16 protein-coding genes are annotated in these 17,212 nt (G+C 56.6%); 11 read left to right on the top strand and 5 right to left on the bottom strand.

Features of this window, described 5'->3' with window-relative positions; genetic code table 11:
• Positions 1-30 precede the first annotated feature (30 nt).
• Positions 31-858 carry an SDR family oxidoreductase gene (locus C7434_RS08465; RefSeq protein WP_006119826.1) on the top strand — a complete coding sequence of 276 codons (828 nt, stop codon included), beginning with the start codon at positions 31-33 and terminating at the stop codon, positions 856-858.
• Between the two features lie 45 nt (positions 859-903).
• On the opposite strand, the gene C7434_RS08460 is transcribed toward C7434_RS08465, so the two are convergent.
• The 3 genes from C7434_RS08460 to puuD are packed head-to-tail and all read right to left on the bottom strand — an operon-like array spanning position 904 to position 3,524.
• Entirely contained in the window at positions 904-2,181 is a 1,278-nt protein-coding gene (locus tag C7434_RS08460; RefSeq protein WP_039338107.1) for an FAD-binding oxidoreductase, read from the bottom strand.
• Positions 2,182-2,208: 27 nt separating this feature from the next.
• Positions 2,209-2,766: an HTH-type transcriptional regulator PuuR gene (gene puuR / locus C7434_RS08455; protein ID WP_133745354.1), complete on the bottom strand. Its 558-nt coding sequence runs from the start codon at positions 2,764-2,766 to the stop codon at positions 2,209-2,211.
• A complete protein-coding gene (puuD, locus tag C7434_RS08450) occupies positions 2,763-3,524 on the bottom strand; it encodes a gamma-glutamyl-gamma-aminobutyrate hydrolase (protein WP_133745353.1) in 762 nt (253 codons plus the stop codon). The genes puuR and puuD overlap by 4 nt, the downstream gene beginning before the upstream one ends.
• 210 nt (positions 3,525-3,734) lie before the next feature.
• On the opposite strand from puuD, the gene C7434_RS08445 reads away from it, so the two are divergent.
• The 3 genes from C7434_RS08445 (at position 3,735) to C7434_RS08440 (ending at position 6,890) form a co-directional block, all read left to right on the top strand.
• Positions 3,735-5,153, top strand: a complete 1,419-nt coding sequence (locus C7434_RS08445) for a glutamine synthetase family protein (protein ID WP_172677646.1) — start codon at positions 3,735-3,737, stop codon at positions 5,151-5,153.
• Positions 5,154-5,377: 224 nt separating this feature from the next.
• Complete coding sequence (locus C7434_RS21950; RefSeq protein ID WP_006119821.1) at positions 5,378-5,542, top strand: hypothetical protein; 165 nt, start codon at positions 5,378-5,380, stop codon at positions 5,540-5,542.
• Positions 5,532-6,890, top strand: a complete 1,359-nt coding sequence (locus C7434_RS08440; protein ID WP_039338101.1) for an APC family permease — start codon at positions 5,532-5,534, stop codon at positions 6,888-6,890. Before C7434_RS21950 ends, C7434_RS08440 begins: the two co-directional genes overlap by 11 nt.
• 41 nt (positions 6,891-6,931) lie before the next feature.
• Here the strand turns inward: C7434_RS08440 and ygbI are convergent, their stop codons facing one another.
• Positions 6,932-7,699, bottom strand: coding sequence for a DNA-binding transcriptional repressor YgbI (ygbI, locus tag C7434_RS08435; protein WP_133745352.1), 768 nt, complete (start codon positions 7,697-7,699; stop codon positions 6,932-6,934).
• A gap of 264 nt (positions 7,700-7,963) precedes the next feature.
• Between ygbI and ltnD the strand changes: the two genes are divergently transcribed.
• The 5 genes from ltnD to C7434_RS08410 all read left to right on the top strand — a co-directional run bounded on the left by ltnD (position 7,964) and on the right by C7434_RS08410 (position 13,019).
• Positions 7,964-8,869, top strand: coding sequence for an L-threonate dehydrogenase (ltnD, locus tag C7434_RS08430; protein ID WP_039338099.1), 906 nt, complete (start codon positions 7,964-7,966; stop codon positions 8,867-8,869).
• Positions 8,869-10,131 (top strand): 3-oxo-tetronate kinase, encoded by a 1,263-nt coding sequence (gene otnK / locus C7434_RS08425; RefSeq protein WP_133745469.1) that lies wholly within the window; start codon positions 8,869-8,871, stop codon positions 10,129-10,131. The genes ltnD and otnK overlap by 1 nt, the downstream gene beginning before the upstream one ends.
• Entirely contained in the window at positions 10,124-10,750 is a 627-nt protein-coding gene (locus C7434_RS08420) for an aldolase (RefSeq protein WP_006119816.1), read from the top strand. The genes otnK and C7434_RS08420 overlap by 8 nt, the downstream gene beginning before the upstream one ends.
• Positions 10,750-11,535 (top strand): HPr family phosphocarrier protein, encoded by a 786-nt coding sequence (locus tag C7434_RS08415; RefSeq protein ID WP_039338095.1) that lies wholly within the window; start codon positions 10,750-10,752, stop codon positions 11,533-11,535. The genes C7434_RS08420 and C7434_RS08415 overlap by 1 nt, the downstream gene beginning before the upstream one ends.
• Positions 11,536-11,663: 128 nt before the next feature.
• Positions 11,664-13,019, top strand: coding sequence for a GntP family transporter (locus tag C7434_RS08410; RefSeq protein WP_033740429.1), 1,356 nt, complete (start codon positions 11,664-11,666; stop codon positions 13,017-13,019).
• A gap of 45 nt (positions 13,020-13,064) precedes the next feature.
• Here the strand turns inward: C7434_RS08410 and sbcB are convergent, their stop codons facing one another.
• Positions 13,065-14,486 (bottom strand): exodeoxyribonuclease I, encoded by a 1,422-nt coding sequence (gene sbcB, locus C7434_RS08405; protein WP_033740427.1) that lies wholly within the window; start codon positions 14,484-14,486, stop codon positions 13,065-13,067.
• A 197-nt stretch (positions 14,487-14,683) separates the two neighbouring features.
• Here sbcB and dacD point away from each other — a divergent pair, with 197 nt between their 5' ends.
• Both dacD and C7434_RS08395 read left to right on the top strand, forming a co-directional pair.
• Positions 14,684-15,841, top strand: coding sequence for a serine-type D-Ala-D-Ala carboxypeptidase DacD (gene dacD, locus C7434_RS08400; RefSeq protein WP_172913000.1), 1,158 nt, complete (start codon positions 14,684-14,686; stop codon positions 15,839-15,841).
• 209 nt (positions 15,842-16,050) lie between these two features.
• Entirely contained in the window at positions 16,051-17,106 is a 1,056-nt protein-coding gene (locus C7434_RS08395) for an FUSC family protein (RefSeq protein ID WP_033740425.1), read from the top strand.
• Positions 17,107-17,212 lie beyond the last annotated feature (106 nt).

Genomic DNA, 17,212 nt, shown 5'->3' with positions numbered 1-17,212 from the left:
TGAATCTTGACGTTCGCAGCAGGAGACAATATGAAAAAGGTCGCAATTGTAGGACTCGGCTGGCTGGGCATGCCGCTTGCGATGGCGCTGACCGCGCGAGGCTGGCAGGTGACCGGCAGTAAAACCACGCCGGATGGCGTAGAGGCGGCCCGTCGCTGTGGCATCGATGCGTTTCAACTTGAACTGACGCCCGAACTGGTCTGTGAGGCCGAGGACCTGGAGGCGCTGTTTGACGTGAATGCGCTGGTTGTCACCTTGCCCGCCAGCCGCACGGCAGAGGGCGGCGACGCCTATGTGCAGGCAGTACAAAACGTGGTGGATACCGCGCTGGCGCGCAATGTCCCACGGATCATCTTTACCAGTTCCACTTCCGTCTATGGCGGCAGCGCCGGTATCAAAACGGAGAAAAGCCCGCTTCAACCAGAAACCACGGCAGGTAAAACGCTGGTGGACCTGGAAAACTGGCTGCACGACTTACCCGGCACCAGCGTCGATGTATTGCGTCTGGCCGGGCTGGTGGGCCCGAAACGGCATCCCGGTCGCTTCCTGGCCGGCAAACAGGATTTACCCAATGGATCGCACGGGGTGAATCTGGTGCATCTGGATGATGTGGTGGAGGCGATTATGCTGCTGCTGCAAACGCCAAAAGGCGGCAGGACGTTCAACCTGTGTGCGTTGAAACATCCGTCCCGCGCCCATTTCTATCCCTGTGTGTCGCGCCAGCTGGGCATGACGCCGCCCACCTTTGAACCGCAGACGCACGACGACAGCGGTAAGTTGATTGACGGCGCGCGTATCTGTCACGAGCTGGGCTTTGAATACCGCTACGACGATCCGCAGAAAATGCCGCTGGAGTGAGTGTGGCTTCCCCTTAGCGGGGAAAGCGTCGTGTTCTGTTCCTGATCACACGCCGAGTCGGTCGCGTAAGGCATACCAGGCGGCACCCATGGCCGTCAGCGGCACTTTAAATCGCCGTCCGCCAGGGAAGGGCAGATGCGGAAGCTTCGCGAAGGCATCAAAGCGCTCAGCATCCCCACGTAACACTTCGCTTATCAGCTTGCCGGAAAGGTGCGTGCAGGTCACGCCGTGACCGCTGTCGCCCTGCATAAAGTAGACATTGTTTTCCAGCCGACCAAACTGTGGCATGCGCGACAGCGTCAGCAGAAAATTTCCGCTCCAGGCGAAATCAATCTTCACGTCCTGCAACTGCGGAAAGGTGCGTAGCATTTTAGGCCGGATCATCGTGATCACATCGCCAGGCTCGCGCGCCCCATAAACCACACCGCCACCATAGAGCAGCCGGTTGTCGGCGGTCAGGCGGAAATAGTCCAGCAGATAATTGGAATCTTCTACCGAATAGTTGTTGGGTAACAGCGCTAATGCCCGGTCACGGGACAGCGGTTCGGTGGCAATGATTTGCGAGCCGCACGGCATGCTTTTGCGACTCAGGCGCGGTTCGAGTTCGGAAGGCAGATAAGCATTGCCGGCAAAAATCAGAAACGTGGCGCTGACTTCTCCCTGTGCCGTTTTTACCCGATTAGGTGAACCGTAGCTGACGCTTAACGCGGCGGACTGTTCATAGATACGACCGCCGTGGCGACGAATGGCTTCGGCTTCTCCCAGCGCCAGATTCAACGGATGCAGATGTGCGCCGCGTTTGTCGAGCAGCCCACCTACATAGCGCTCTGAGCCGATCTCGCGACGAATGCCGCGCTCATCTAACAGTTCAAGCTGGTCGTTACCGTAACGCTGCCAGGCGGCTTTTTGACTGGCCAGGTGCGCCATCTGACGGCGGTTAAACGCGGCGAAGATACCGCCCGGGCGGTAATCGCAGGCGATCGCGTAACGGTCGATACGATCACGAATAATATCACCGCCTTCAAACATCATACTGCCCAGCATTTTCGCGCTGTCTTTGCCGTAGCGTTGTTCAATCACATCCACGTCGCGGCTGTAGGAGTTCACGGCCTGGCCGCCATTGCGGCCGCTGGCACCATAACCAACACGAGCCGCTTCAAGCAGCACCACATCGTAACCCGCTTCGGTTAAAAACAGGCCGGCCGATAAGCCCGTAAAACCGGCACCAATAATGCAAACGTCACACTGGATGCTTTCCTGCAGCACCGGCCAGGGCGCATGGGGGTTCCGTGTGGAGGTGTAGTAGTTTTCTACGTAATTCATATCAAGCTCCTTGGCGAACGTCCCTGATTAAAAATTGGCGGGCGTATGGGCGCTGACGATGCGACAGGGCACATCGGCCTGGTTGGTAAAACTGTGCGGCAAACCCGTATCGATCACGTAACTTTCGCCGGCCGTCAGATGAAATTGCTGACCGTTAACTTCCAGTAGGATGCGCCCTTCCAGCAGGGTGCCGGTCTCTTCGCCCGCATGGCGTAACTTTTCGCCGGTGCTGGCACCTGGCTGGTAAGTTTCCAGTAACATGCCTAACACCCGGGTTTTCGTGCCGTTATCAACCAGTTTAAGCGAAACGCCCTGACTGCCGATTTCCAGCAGATCTTCAGGCCGGACTACCACTTTGGGCGCGTCCTCAGCATGCGGCTCCGAAAAAAACGCAGACAAAGACAGGCCATAAACCTTCAGCAACTTTTGCAGCGTGCTGACCGCCGGGCTGACCTTATCCTGTTCGATAGTACTGATGGCGCTGTGGGTCAGTCCGGCCAGTTCCGCGACGCGCCGTTGTGACAGTCCCATGGCCTGACGGATCTGCGCCAGGCGGCGTCCCGGAGCCTGAGCCGCATCATTCATACCTTTTTCCTCTGGTGATAGTGCAGGGCGGCCTGAATAAAGCCGTCAAACAGCGCAAAGGACGGCGTGGAGGGTTTCAGCTGCCATTCAGGATGCCACTGTACGGCAAGGGCGAAAGGGTGCGCTGGCAGGCTGACCGCCTCAATCAGACCATCGGGCGCACGGGCCTCGACGCGCACCTGCGGTCCCGCTTCACGAATGCCCTGGTGATGAACGGAGTTGACGGTGATCGACGCACGCCCCAGCAGCCTGTCCAGCAATCCTCCCGGTGCAATCTGGATGGCATGAGCGGGTGCGTAAGTTTGTTCAAGTGAGGCATCCTCGTCTGCATGGTGGCGCTGAAACTGCGGATGGTGGTCAAGGTGGCGATACAGGGCACCGCCGTTGGCCACGACCAGCTCCTGCATGCCCCGACATATGCCCAGCAGCGGCACCTGTTTACCGACAGCATGCGTAATAAGGTTAAACGCCAGGCGATCGCGGCCGGCATCTGCCTCCGGCTCTTCGCCTTCTTCGCCATACAGCCAGGGCTCCAGGTGGCTGGGGCTCCCGGTCAGCAGAATGCCGTCCAGCACAGCCATAGCGTTTTCTGATAGATGCGGGGCAGCCATAAGGTGATGGGGCAGGGCAAGCGGCACGCCGCCCGCTAGGACGATGGCATCAAGATATTTGTTGTGGACAGACTGAACCGGGTGGCCCTGATTGTGCGTCTGGCACATCACTACGCCAATCAAAGGCTTGTCAAAAATAATGCCCATCTTTCCCCCTTAACTGCTGTTCGAAATATTTGACGAAAAGGGCATGTCTGATGGTTAAGTGTGCAATATTTTGTCAATCTAGCAATCCATTGGTCGATCTTCAAACAGATTTGTTACATTTGCACACTTTTTACGTTAGAGCTATGTTAGATGAGTGGCGGTTTTTTTGAGCATTACGCACTCCCATTTTTGTGGTCAAAGGCGGATGAAATCATGACTAACCTGGTAGAAGTAGAAGACTTCACGCTTCACAGTGAAGAGAGACGAACCAGCGCGTTCCAGCAAGAAGTGAAAAACTGGCTGGAGCGCCATCCTGAAACGCAGTATGTCGATATCTTGCTCAACGATTTAAATGGTGTTTTTCGCGGTAAGCGCATCCCGGTTTCGGCCTTAGCCAGGCTGGAAAAAGGCTGCTACTTTCCCGCCTCGGTTTTTGCCATGGATATTCTCGGCAATACCGTCGAAGAGGCCGGTCTGGGCCAGTCGCTTGGTGAACCCGATAACCTCTGCCTTCCCGTCCATGGCACGCTCGTCCCCTCCGCCGCCGATCCGCAACACATTGCACAACTGCTGTTAACCATGTGCAACCAAGATGGCACTCCCTTTGACGTTGAACCCCGAAATGTTCTGAACCGGCTGTGGCAACAGCTGCGTAATCGTGGACTGTTTCCGGTGGTAGCGGTAGAGCTGGAGTTCTATCTGGTCGATAAAAAGCGCGATGCAGAAGGCTATATTCAACCGCCCTGTGCGCCAGGCAGTGACGATCGCAACAGACAAAGCCAGGTTTACTCGCTGGATAATCTCGATCACTTCGCCGATGTCCTGCGTGATATCGATGCGCTGGCCCGTCTGCAGGGCATTCCTGCGGATGGCGCGCTGGCGGAAGCCTCGCCGGGGCAATTCGAAATCAATCTCCATCATACCCGTGATGTGCTGAGCGCCTGCGACCATGCTATCCAGCTCAAGCGCCTTATCCGCCAGGTGGCAGAGAACCACGGCATGACGGCAACATTTATGGCAAAACCCTATGAGGACTACGCCGGAAGCGGGATGCACGTCCATATCAGCATGCTTGATGCCGCTGACCATAATGCCTTTGCCTGTGATGACGGAAGCGATTCCCCGCTGCTGAAACGCACGCTGGCGGGCATGATTGACCTTATGCCTGCTTCCATGGCGCTGCTGGCCCCCAACGTCAATGCCTTCCGTCGTTTTGTGCCCGATGCCTACGTTCCTTTGCAGGCGTCGTGGGGCCACAATAACCGTACGGTAGCGTTGCGTATTCCCTGTGGCGATCTGGAAAGTCGCCGCATCGAGTACCGGGTAGCCGGGGCGGATGCGAATCCTTATCTCGTCATGGCTACCATTCTGGCCGGCATGTTGCACGGCCTCGATACGCAGCTACCGTTGCCACAGCCGGTTAAAGGAAACGGCCATGAAGCGGAAGGGCTGGCGCTGCCGATTCGGCAGAGCGATGCACTCTATGCCTTCGAAAGCAGCTATCCTTTACAAAAATTACTGGGTGAGAAATTTGCCAAAGTGTGGTTTAGCTGCAAAAATTATGAGCTTATGCAGTTCGAAAGATTAATCACTGCCACCGAAATTGACTGGATGCTGAAAAACGCCTGATTAAAATTTTGCATTCTATGCGACAACGTCTTGAAATAATGCGTTGGGTTAGGGCAAAATACGCCCCCTGCAAATTCAGAACATAACCGACGCTCACCGCGCCGGTTATTTTTTTGCATATTGTTTTTAACGCGTAGCATTTAGCTGACACCAACGAGGCCGGGCACGCACCCGGATAGATAAACACTGAAAACACGCAGCCGCGTGAGATTGAGGATGTAAAGATGGGGATGTTTAACACTCTGCCAGCCCAGGCTGGTACACGTTTCCGTGATGACTACGGCGCCGCGCTGGCCGCCAGCCTTACTCCCTGTCGCTTAATGCGCAGTTTCCTTGTGAATCAACCCAGCCAGGTTGCTGCGCAAGGAGGACTGAAGCATGTCGCTTAATACCTCTGCCGCACCACAACGTGCCCAACTGAAAAAAACGCTGACGTTACTTCCTGTTGTCATGATGGGCTTAGCCTACATGCAGCCGATGACCCTGTTTGATACCTTTGGTATCGTATCGGGCCTGACGGACGGTCACGTTGCCACCGCTTATGCTTTCGCCCTGATTGCGATTCTGTTTACCGCCGTGAGTTACGGTAAGCTGGTACGCCGCTTCCCATCTGCGGGCTCCGCTTATACCTATGCTCAGAAGGCCATCAGTCCGCACGTCGGCTTTATGGTGGGCTGGTCATCGCTGCTGGACTATCTGTTCATGCCGATGATCAACATTCTGTTGGCTAAAAACTATTTTGAAACCCTGGTGCCAGGGATCCCGTCGTGGATTTTCGTGGTGCTGCTGGTGGGCTTTATGACGCTCTCCAACCTTAAGGGCATCAAAACGGTCGCTAACTTCAACAGCGTGATTGTCATCCTTCAGGTGGTGGTCATGGTCGGTATCACCGCGATGGTGATTTACGGCGTGGCGCACGGCGAAGGTGCGGGAACAGTGGTAAGCAGTAAACCGTTCTGGTCTGAAAACGCCCATGTGGTGCCGATGATCACCGGTGCGACGATTCTGTGTTTCTCATTCCTCGGTTTTGACGGCATCAGTTCGCTGTCAGAAGAAACGAAAGATGCAGAACGTACCATTCCGCGTGCGATTTTCCTGACCGCGCTGATTGGTGGCCTGATGTTTATTGTCGCGTCGTACTTCCTGCAACTGTATTTCCCGGACATCTCGCGCTTTAAAGAGCCGGATTCGTCGCAGCCTGAAATCATGCTGTATGTGGCCGGTAAAGCGTTGCAGATCGGTATCCTGATCTTCTCTGTGGTCACGGTACTGGCGTCCGGTATGGCAGCGCACGCAGGCGTTTCACGTCTGATGTACGTGATGGGCCGTGATGGTGTGTTCCCGGAGCGTTTCTTCGGCTATATCCATCCAAAATGGCGCACGCCGTCACTTAACGTGATTCTGGTAGGTGCCGTGGCGTTGATGGCGATCAACTTCGATCTGGTCACCGCGACTGCGCTGATTAACTTTGGTGCGCTGGTTGCGTTTACCTTCGTTAACCTGTCAGTGATTGCGCAGTACTGGGTACGTGAAAAACGGAATAAGACCCTGAAAGATCACGTCCAGTATCTGGTTCTGCCGATGATGGGTGCCCTGACCGTGGGTGCACTGTGGGTTAACCTGGAGCAAAGTTCTATGGTGCTGGGACTGATCTGGGCCGCGATTGGTATTGTTTACCTGGCCTTTGTGACGCGTAGCTTCCGCAATCCCGTTCCACAGTTTAGCGAAGAAGTGTAATCCCCCGGCCCTGCTCATTCACAGAGCAGGGCCGTTTTCTGTCAGCTTTTACTTGCCAGCATCAGTTCCCAGCTTCCTGCCTGTAACGCGTTCCGTCCTGCGGCATTTAACTGATCATCTGTCACAATCACATCAAACTTTTCCAGCGGTAAGGCCAGCCACGTCGCGATTTTATCGTATTTCGAGCTGTCGCTGAGCAGCACGCGTTTGCTGCTGACGTCACACACGGCCTGTTTAACCGCTACCTTGTCTTCATCCGGCGTAAACAAACCGCGCAATCCCCAACTGGAAGTGGAGACAAAGGCAATGTCAATTGCCAGTTGCCGTAGGTGGCGTGCGGCTGCATCGCCAATGCAGGAACGGTTATCCCGACAGACGGTGCCACCGGTATGAATCACCCGGCAGCGGCTCGCCTCCATCAGCAAATTGGTCACCATAAAATCATTGGTGACCACTAACAGGTCCTCCCTGTCGGCGATTTCCCGCGCCAGCGCCAGTGTCGTCGTACCGGCATCCAGATAAATACAGCTATCAGGCGGAATCAGCTGAGCGGCCAATTTGCCGATGGCGTTTTTTTCTTCATTACACAGCGCGGTCTTGGTCAGGTGCGAGGGTTCGCTCGCCAGGCGGTTAACGGAGCGCACGCCACCGGAAACCGACAGCACCGCGCCCTGTTCCTCCAGCTTCTGCACGTCCCGACGAATCGTCATGTGTGACACGCCAAAACGCTCGGTCAGTTCGGCGATGCTCATTACGCCGCGCTCGGCCACCAGTGCCAGAATCTGTTGATGACGCTCAACGGGGATCATATACACCTCGGTTTATCATTTTTTCACATTGTAGGGGATGCCTTCACAAAGACGCACGGAAATTTTGCACCAGATCCCCTTTGCTGGTGGCGATTTGACCGCGATACCTGGTAATAACAGTTACGTGGCTGATGTGAATAAATGTTCAACTGCGGCCTTATGAAGTTAATTTATGTGAAATATGGCACGTTTTTACCTGCACTTTCCTGCCACTATTACCAGCAGAGACCAAAAATTCACTTAATTTAACAAGGGAGGCCACCGATGCCCGCTTCAAACATTTGTGTCATAGGTTTAGGCTCAATGGGAATGGGCGCGGCGCAGTCCTGCATCCGGGCTGGGCTGGCGACATGGGGGGTTGATCTGAATCCGCAGGCCTGCGAAACGCTGCGCCAGGCAGGCGCGCGTGACGCGCAGTCGTCGGCCCATGCCTTTGCCGAACACCTGGATGCTGTCCTGTTGCTGGTCGTGAATGCCCGGCAGGTTAATGCAATTCTGTTTGGCGAGCAGGGGCTGGCGGCCAGGCTGAAACCGGGCACGGCGGTGATGGTATCCTCCACCTTGTCCGCGCAGGATGCGCAGCAGATCGCCGCCAGACTGGCGGACTGTCAGTTGCTGATGCTGGATGCGCCAGTGTCCGGCGGGGCCGCCAAAGCGGCCAGTGGCGAGATGACCGTGATGGCATCCGGGAGCGATGCGGCCTTTGCGGCTTTGCAACCGGTACTGGATGCGGTCGCCGCAAAGGTTTACCGCGTCGGCACGGAAATCGGTCAGGGATCGACAGTCAAAATCATTCATCAGCTGCTGGCGGGCGTGCACATTGCCGCCGGGGCCGAAGCCATGGCGCTGGCCGCCCGCGCCGGGATTCCGCTCGATACGATGTATGAGGTGGTCACTAACGCAGCGGGCAACTCATGGATGTTTGAAAACCGTATGCGCCATGTCGTCGACGGCGACTATCGACCGAAATCCGCAGTGGACATCTTTGTCAAAGACCTGAATCTGGTCGCCGATACGGCGAAAGCCCTGCATTTCCCGCTACCGCTGGCCTCTACCGCGCTGAATATGTTCACTGAGGCCAGCAATGCCGGTTTTGGCCGCGAGGATGACAGTGCGGTGATTAAAATCTTCAGCGGCATTACGCTGCCCCAGCGCGAGGAGGCGATGTGATGCGCTTAGGGGTGATTGCCGACGATTTTACCGGCGCAACCGACATTGCCAGCTTTCTGGTGCAGAACGGGCTTTCTACCATTCAGTTTAACGGCATCCCAGAACAGACAACGGTCCCGGATGCCCAGGCCATTGTGGTCAGCCTGAAATCGCGATCCTGTGCGCCTGCGCTGGCCGTCAGTCAGTCGCTTGCGGCGCTGCGCTGGCTGCAGGCGCAAGGCTGTGAGCGCTTTTATTTCAAGTACTGTTCCACGTTCGACAGCACCGCTGCGGGTAACATCGGTCCGGTGACGGATGCGCTCATGGCCGCGCTGAATGAGACGCTGACGGTGATCTGCCCGGCATTGCCGGTCAACGGACGTACCGTTTATCAGGGCTACCTGTTTGTGGGGGAACACCTGCTGTCGGAGTCCGGCATGCGCCATCATCCTGTCACGCCGATGACCGACAGTAACCTGCTAAGGCTGATGGCGTGTCAGAGCACGGGAAAAGCCGGGCTTATTCCGTTAGCCACGGTCGACCAGGGCGCAGGCGCGATAACAGAGCAACTTGAACATCTGCGTGCTCAGGGCGTGAACTATGCCGTAATCGACACGCTTACTGAGCAGCATCTGCTGAATCAGGGTGAAGCGCTGACGTCGATGCGGCTGGTCACGGGCGGCTCCGGGCTGGCAATTGGCCTGGCGCGCCAGTGGTCAACATCTGGCTGCGACGATGGGCAGGCGCAGCGCGCGGGCTACCCGCAGGGGCAGCGGGCCGTGGTGCTTTCGGGTTCCTGTTCACCAATGACCAACCGCCAGGTCAACGCGTATCGCCAGCAGGCTCCCGCCCGGGAAATTCACGTTGAGCGCTGCCTCAACGATGAACAGTACGCCGGGGCGCTGTGCGACTGGGTCGTTGAGCATGCCGACGGGCCGCTGGCCCCGATGCTCTTTGCCACTGCGGATGCGCAACAGCTGCAGTCGATCCAGCGGCATTTCGGTGCACAGCGCAGCAGTGAGGCGGTAGAGCAACTGTTTGCTCAGGTGGCGAGAGATCTGCAATCCCGCGGCTGGCAGCGTTTTATCGTGGCGGGCGGCGAAACCTCGGGCGTGGTCGCCCAAAGCCTGGGCGTGACCGCCTTCCATATTGGTCCGGTGATTTCGCCCGGTGTGCCCTGGGTCAGAGATATCCAGCAGCCGCTGTCACTGGCGCTGAAGTCTGGCAATTTTGGCGATGAGCAGTTCTTCCGCCGCGCACAAACGGAGTTTTCACATGACTGAACAACAGGCCCGCGAAGAGATGGTCAGACTGGGTGCCTCGTTCTTCCAGCGTGGTTACGCCACCGGCTCGGCCGGTAATCTGTCGCTGCTGCTGGACGACGGCACCTTACTGGCAACGCCCACGGGTTCCTGCCTGGGCGAACTGGATGCGGAGCGTCTGTCTAACGTGACGTTACAGGGGGAGTGGATAGCCGGGGATAAACCGTCGAAAGAGATCGCCTTTCACCGGGCGCTCTACCTGAATAATCCGGACTGTCGGGCGGTGGTTCACCTGCACAGTCACTACCTGACCGCGCTTTCCTGCCTGCAACATCTGGACAGCCAGAACTGCATCCGCCCGTTCACGCCCTATGTGGTGATGCGGGTAGGCGATGTACCGGTGGTGCCTTATTATAAACCGGGTGATGCGCGGCTGGCGGAGGATCTGGCGCTGCTTGCCCCGCGTTACCGCGCCTTCCTGCTGGCAAACCATGGTCCGGTGGTGGTCGGCAAAACCTTGCGCGAAGCGGCGGATAATACCGAGGAGCTGGAAGAAACGGCGCGTCTGATGTTTACCCTTGGCGATCGCGCCATTCGTTATTTAACCGCCGACGACGTCGCTGAACTCAGGAGCCGGTAATGCCAAAGTTTGCAGCTAACTTATCTACCCAGTTCAACGAAATGCCTTTTCTGCAACGCTTTGCCGCGGCGGCACAGGCGGGCTTCAGCGCGGTCGAGTTTCTGTTTCCCTACGAATATCCGGCTGAGCAACTGAAAGCGCTGCTGGCGGATAACGGGCTTAAACTGGTGCTGTTTAACACCGCACCGGGCAACGTTGACGCGGGGGAATGGGGCGTTTCGGCTATTCCCGGACGGGAAGCCGACGCGCGCGCAGATATCGACCGGGCGCTGGCATATGCACGGGCGCTGGATTGCCCACAGGTGCATATCATGGCCGCAACGGTGCCGCCGGGTGCCGATCGCCAGCGCTATGTCGAGACATTCATCCGCAACATGCGCTACGCGGCAGAACGATTTGCCCCGTATAACATCCGCTTGTTGATCGAAGCCCTTAATCCCACGACCAAACCGCACTATCTCTATGCCAGCCAGTATCAGACGCTGGAGATGGTCGACCTTATCGACCGGCCCAACGTATTCACCCAACTGGATCTGTTTCATGCCCAGATCGTGGACGGCAATCTCAGCCATCTGATTCGCCATTACGCCGGACGTTATCGCCATGTGCAAATCGCCGCCGCGCCCAGTCGGCATGAACCTGACGAGGGCGAGATCAACTACCCCTGGCTGTTCAGCCTGTTAGATGAGGTGGGCTACGACGGTTGGGTCGGCTGCGAATATTTCCCGCGCGGCGACACCGTAGAGGGGCTGAGCTGGCTGGCGCCCTGGATGAAAAACCGCTGAGTTAACGTGAAAAAATCACACCGGTGCTGCGGTACCGGTGCCATTCTGCTCGTCTCTGAAACGGAGCGGCACCAGGTTGAGCTTTAACGAAAAAACGCGAAAAAAGATAACTATTCCAGAGGTTTACTATGACGACTGCGTTGCTGTTAGCCATTGCGACCGCCAGCATTGTGATATTGCTGTTGCTGGTCATTAAAGCCAAAGTCCATCCCTTTGTTGCCCTGTTAATTGTCAGTCTGCTGGTGGCCATCGCGACCGGTATTCCGGCTGAAAAAATCATGGAAACCATTATCAGCGGGATGGGCGGACTGCTGGGGCATATCACTATCATTATCGTGCTGGGGGCGATGCTGGGGGCCATTATCGAAGCCTCTGGCGGCGCAGAGTCGCTGGCCCAGCGTTTCAGCAAAACGCTGGGTCTGAAACGTACCGTTGCCGCCCTGACGATGGCTGCCTTTATTTTAGGCATCCCGGTGTTTTTTGAAGTGGGCTTTATCATTGTCATTCCGCTGATCTACGGTTTTACCAAAGTGGCGCGGGTGTCCCCGCTGAAGTTTGGCTTACCGATGGCGGGCGTCATGCTGACTGTGCATGTGGCGCTGCCGACGCACCCTGGCGCCGCCGCCGCCGCGGCCATTTTGCATACTGATATGGGCTGGCTGATGATGCTGGGAATTCTGGTCTCGGTGCCGGTCGGTATCCTCGGCTATTACGTGGCAAAGGCAATGAACCGTCGGCAGTACCACCTGTCGGTTGAGGTACTGGAACAGTTGCAGATGGCGAAGCCGGAAGGGGTACAGAAGAAAAATGAACCCGCACCGCCGGGCGCGCTGACCATCAGCGGTTTGATCGTCGTCCCGATTGTGCTGATCGTGGCAGGCACGCTGTCGCACTCGCTGCTGACGGAAGACAGCCTGCTGCGCAAGGTGATGACGGTTATTGGCACCCCGCCGATTGCGCTGCTGATCGCCCTGGGACTGGCCGCCTGGCTACTGGGCCTGCGTCGTGGCTGGAGCAAGGACAAGCTGGAGGACCTGACCGGTCGCGCCATTCCGGGATCGGCCAGCGTGATTCTGGTGGCGGGCGCGGGCGGGGCGTTTGGTAAGGTACTGGTGGAGTCCGGTGTCGGCAACGCGCTGGCGCGGGCGCTGGAAACGCTGCATTTGCCCCTGATTCCTGCCGCGTTTATTCTGTCGCTGGCGCTACGCGCCTCGCAGGGCTCGGCAACCGTGGCGATCCTCACGACCAGCGGATTACTGACCCAGGCCGTGACTGGCATAGATGATATGCACCGTGTACTGGTCACGCTGGCGGTGTGCTTCGGCGGTCTGGGCCTGTCGCACGTGAATGATGCAGGTTTCTGGGTGGTAACGCGCTATCTGGGTCTGTCGGTGGCGGACGGTTTAAAAACCTGGACGGTACTGACGACCCTGATGGGGCTGAGCGGCTTTGCCCTGACCTGGGCGCTGTGGTGGGTAATCTGATATATAAACCGGGAGGGCGACAGGCCTTCCCGGTCTGCCGGGACGTCAGGACACCAGTTCCTGCGCGTACCGGTACAACGCTTTTAGCTGAGACAGTTTTTCCGCGTCGCCTTCATGCAGGCTGGCCAGCGATTCCAGCTCCATCAGAAAAGCCTGCACTTTTTCTGGATTCAGAACCTCACGGCGATGCTGCAGCCAGCGCTGTTGTTCGGCATCATCCAGCGTACCGGGGAAATTACGGGCGCGATAACGAAACAGCAGCTTTTCCACCCGTGGGCTGTCAAATGTCAGATTGAGCGCAGGCAGATTGGCAGGCGCGGTCTTACGGATGATGTTCATTCCGGCGCGGTCGGCATCGCTAAAGAAACCGTCATAGAGCTGCGTGTCGACATCCTCTGACGGCGCAAAAGGTTCCGCCTCAGCAAAAATAGCCACCAGTTTTTCACGTACGTCAGGATGCTGACGCAGCGTGGCCAGATTATCCAGGCAGAACTGACGATCAATACCCAGCCGCCCGGCATCTTCCGGACGCAAGGTATTAGCGGGTGCCAGCACCGGACACTTATTGATGTGCACCAGTTTCACCGGCACGGCAGGCTGATCGCCCAGCTCGCTTTTAGGTGTGTACAGGCGCTCGCGCAAACTGTCCGCATCCAGCGTCAGCAGGGGCGCAATATCCCCGGCCAAATCCACCACGATCAACGCATTGCGGTTGTCCGGATGCCAGGCAAGCGGCACCACCCAGCTGGTATTGCCGCGCGCCGCGCCAAACATGCCAGAAACATGGACCAGCGGCTTCATCTGCGGGATGTCGATCAGGGTCATCAGTTTGTTTTTGTTGCGATGCGTAAACAAAAACTCAAACAGTTTTGGCTGTTTTTCTTTCACCAGTTTCGCCATTGCCAGCGTGGCATAGACATCCGACATCGCATCATGGGCGTTTTCGTGCGCCACGCCGTTGGCTTTGGTCAGATGCTCCAGCCGGAAGCTGGGAAAGCCGTCATCATTCTCTGGCCAGTTGATACCTTCCGGGCGCAGCGCATAACAGGCGCGCATCACGTCCAGCAAATCCCAGCGGGAATTACCGTTTTGCCAGCTCCAGCCGTACGGATCGTAGAAGTTGCGGTAAAAGATATTGCGCGTCACTTCATCGTCAAAGCGCACGTTGTTATAACCCACGACGCAGGTTTGTTCGGTGGTAAAAAGCGCATGAATACGGGCAGCAAACTCGGCCTCGTTCACGCCCCGGGAGGCGGCTAATTGCGGCGTAATACCGGTGATCATGACCGCTTCAGGCTGGGGCAGGTAATCATCCGGTGGGCGGCAGTAGAATACCTCTGGCTCGCCAATCGGATTGAACTCGCTGTCGGTGCGCAAACCGGCAAACTGTGCCGGACGATCCCGTTGCGGGCTGGTGCCGAAGGTTTCGTAATCGTGAAACAAAAAAGTGAATTCAGAGGCGGGCACGTCGCTGTCCTGTCTGCAAAAAATCAACGTTCAGGATAGTCGTCTGCGTGCCTGAGTACAACTGCCAGGGCGCAGGCTGTTGAATGGTGCGCAGCAGTTCATACTTTTTTTCAATTTATTTAAACCTTATTAAGGGTTTTGCCGTAAAACGTCCCGCTGTTCATGTCCGTTTTACTTGCTCAACTAAGGATGAAGTGTTGAAAAGGCGTCTGTTAATTACCGTAACTGTTTTTTGGGCTTCGCTGGCACAGGCCGACGATATGCCATTTCCTGTGACGCCACCGGCGATTGATGCAGCCTCCTGGGTGCTGATGGACGCCACCACGGGGCAGGTGCTGACCGCGGGCAATCCCGACGAGCGCCGGAATCCCGCCAGTCTGACCAAGCTGATGACCGGCTATGTGGTCGACCGCGCGATCGACCAAAAGAAAATTACCCGCGACGACATGGTGACGGTGGGAAAAGATGCCTGGGCAGCAGGCAATCCGGTCTTTAAAGGCTCCTCACTGATGTTTCTTAAGCCCGGTGATAAGTTAAGCGTGCGTGATCTCAGCCGCGGCGTGATCATTGATTCAGGCAATGACGCCTGCGTTGCGCTGGCGGATTACGTGGCCGGTAGCCAGGACAACTTTGTTAAGTTAATGAACCACTACGTGGAGAAACTGGGGCTGACGAATACCCATTTCGAAACCGTACACGGTCTGGATGCGCCGGGGCAATATTCCAGCGCACTGGATATGGCAAAACTGTCACGCGCCATTATTGATGGCGAGCCCGATTTCTATGCCATGTACCGTGAAAAAACCCTCACCTGGAACGGCATTACCCAGAACAACCGTAACGGCCTGCTGTGGGACAACAACCTGCACGTCGATGGCCTGAAAACGGGCCATACTGAAACGGCGGGCTTCAATATTATTGCCTCCAACATTGTGGGGCAGCACCGCCTGATTGCCGTCATCATGGGCGGGAAAAGTGCGAAAGGGCGTGAAGAGCAGGCGCGCAAGCTGCTGGTCTGGGGCCAGAATACGTTTGATACCGTACAACTGTTCCATGCCGGTAAGAAAATTGGCAGTGAACATGTCTGGTACGGTAATCCGCACCAGGTTGACGTGGGCACGGCAAACGATGTTTATCTGTCACTGCCGCGCAGCGAAATCCCGAACGTCAAAGCCAAATACGTGATCAACCGTACCGACCTGGAAGCGCCACTTAAAGCCAATGAGAACATTGGTGAAATCCAGGTGATGGACAAGGACAAGCAGATCGCCAGCTATCCGCTGGTGGCACTCACCGCCGTTAACGAGGCGGGCGTAGTGAGCCGCATCACGGACTACCTGAAACGCAAGTTCTAATCGTTACGTCCCTGCTTCGCCTTCGCGGGGCAGGGATGAACCCGCTATCGTGCGTCATGTGTTGTCGTCATGGTGAATTTTGCTGATTTCCGGGGCAGGGTTGTTGATAATGGTCCGCTCAACGCTGTACAAGCGAAAACATTGACGGCGCGCCAGGATCGGCAGGGCGCGACGCGTAGAATCATTTTTTTACCAGCGGACAAGCGACTTTGCGCTCTGATAAACCCATCTCAAATCTGGAATTCTGGTTATATCGTCATTACCGCAGCGTGCACGGGTTACGCATCGCAGTGGCGTTTCTGTGTGCGTTTCTGCTTGTCCGCGTCACGGGCATTCCCGAAGGCACCTGGCCTTTGATTACCCTGGTTGTGGTGATGGGGCCGATCTCAACCTGGGGAAACGTCTTCCCGCGCGCCATTCAACGCATTGGCGGAACGATTGCCGGGTCAATCTCTGGTCTTATCGCCCTCAGGCTGGAGATGATTTCGCTGCCCGGCATGCTGGCATGGTGCGCAGTGATCATGTTTATCAGCGGCTATCTGACGCTGGGGAAACACCCTTACATGGCATTGCTGATTGGCATCACGCTGTGCGTGGTTGTAGGCGCGCCAATGGGGGATTTCACCGTGGCGATGTGGCGCGGTGGCGATGTCATTTTAGGATCGTTACTGGCGCTGTTATTTACGGCCATCTGGGCGCAGCGTGCGTATATTCACTGGCGTATTCAGCTGTCAGATACGCTGGCAGAAATGGCCAAAATCTACCATGCGGGGTTTTCCGCCAACCTCGTGGAAAAGCCCCGGCTGAACAAACCGCTGGGCAAACTGCTCACCAGCGTGGTGAAAATGCGTGCCCTGCTGGAGCCGTCCAGTAAAGAAACCCGCATCCCCAAATCGGTGTTTGAAGCGATACAGACGTTGAACCGTAATATGGTGTACACCATTGAGATGCAAATTAATGCCTGGTGGGCATCACGCGAAAGTCATCTGATCATGCTGAATGCTCCGACGTTACGCCGCACGCAGGAGATGACCGAAAACGCGCTGCGAACCTTATCGGTCATGGCTGTGAAGGGGGAAACCTACGACATCATCGCGGCCAATCATGAGTTAACGGAAATCGTCAAAGAGCTTAAGCAGTTGATCGCTGACGGGAGTGACCGTCTGGAAGAAGCGCCGATTTATGGCTATGTCTGGCTGAGTCTGGAGCTGGCGAAGCAGCTGGAACGCATGACGGATTTGATGCGCCTGGCGCTGCGTAAATAATCACCTCAGACAATGACTTAATGCGAAACCCGGTTTTTTTGCGCTAAGATAAGAGCCAGTCCGAATTTAGCTGTGAGAATTGCCCACAAGGCTGGCTGGCCGCTAA

Source organism: Pantoea sp. PNA 14-12, from assembly GCF_004364735.1.
In the GTDB taxonomy this organism is placed as follows: domain Bacteria; phylum Pseudomonadota; class Gammaproteobacteria; order Enterobacterales; family Enterobacteriaceae; genus Pantoea; species Pantoea stewartii.
Note: the sequence above shows the minus strand (reverse complement) of the source record. Positions and strands in the feature narration are given on the sequence as shown.

What these genes read in the sequence shown, in the direction of transcription:
- C7434_RS08465 (WP_006119826.1), top strand. Translation starts at nt 31, where the DNA reads ATGAAAAAGGTCGCAATTGTAGGACTCGGCTGGCTGGGCATGCCGCTT.
- C7434_RS08460 (WP_039338107.1), bottom strand. Translation starts at nt 2,181, where the DNA reads ATGAATTACGTAGAAAACTACTACACCTCCACACGGAACCCCCATGCG.
- puuR (WP_133745354.1), bottom strand. Translation starts at nt 2,766, where the DNA reads ATGAATGATGCGGCTCAGGCTCCGGGACGCCGCCTGGCGCAGATCCGT.
- puuD (WP_133745353.1), bottom strand. Translation starts at nt 3,524, where the DNA reads ATGGGCATTATTTTTGACAAGCCTTTGATTGGCGTAGTGATGTGCCAG.
- C7434_RS21950 (WP_006119821.1), top strand. Translation starts at nt 5,378, where the DNA reads ATGGGGATGTTTAACACTCTGCCAGCCCAGGCTGGTACACGTTTCCGT.
- C7434_RS08440 (WP_039338101.1), top strand. Translation starts at nt 5,532, where the DNA reads ATGTCGCTTAATACCTCTGCCGCACCACAACGTGCCCAACTGAAAAAA.
- ygbI (WP_133745352.1), bottom strand. Translation starts at nt 7,699, where the DNA reads ATGATCCCCGTTGAGCGTCATCAACAGATTCTGGCACTGGTGGCCGAG.
- ltnD (WP_039338099.1), top strand. Translation starts at nt 7,964, where the DNA reads ATGCCCGCTTCAAACATTTGTGTCATAGGTTTAGGCTCAATGGGAATG.
- otnK (WP_133745469.1), top strand. Translation starts at nt 8,869, where the DNA reads ATGCGCTTAGGGGTGATTGCCGACGATTTTACCGGCGCAACCGACATT.
- C7434_RS08420 (WP_006119816.1), top strand. Translation starts at nt 10,124, where the DNA reads ATGACTGAACAACAGGCCCGCGAAGAGATGGTCAGACTGGGTGCCTCG.
- C7434_RS08415 (WP_039338095.1), top strand. Translation starts at nt 10,750, where the DNA reads ATGCCAAAGTTTGCAGCTAACTTATCTACCCAGTTCAACGAAATGCCT.
- C7434_RS08410 (WP_033740429.1), top strand. Translation starts at nt 11,664, where the DNA reads ATGACGACTGCGTTGCTGTTAGCCATTGCGACCGCCAGCATTGTGATA.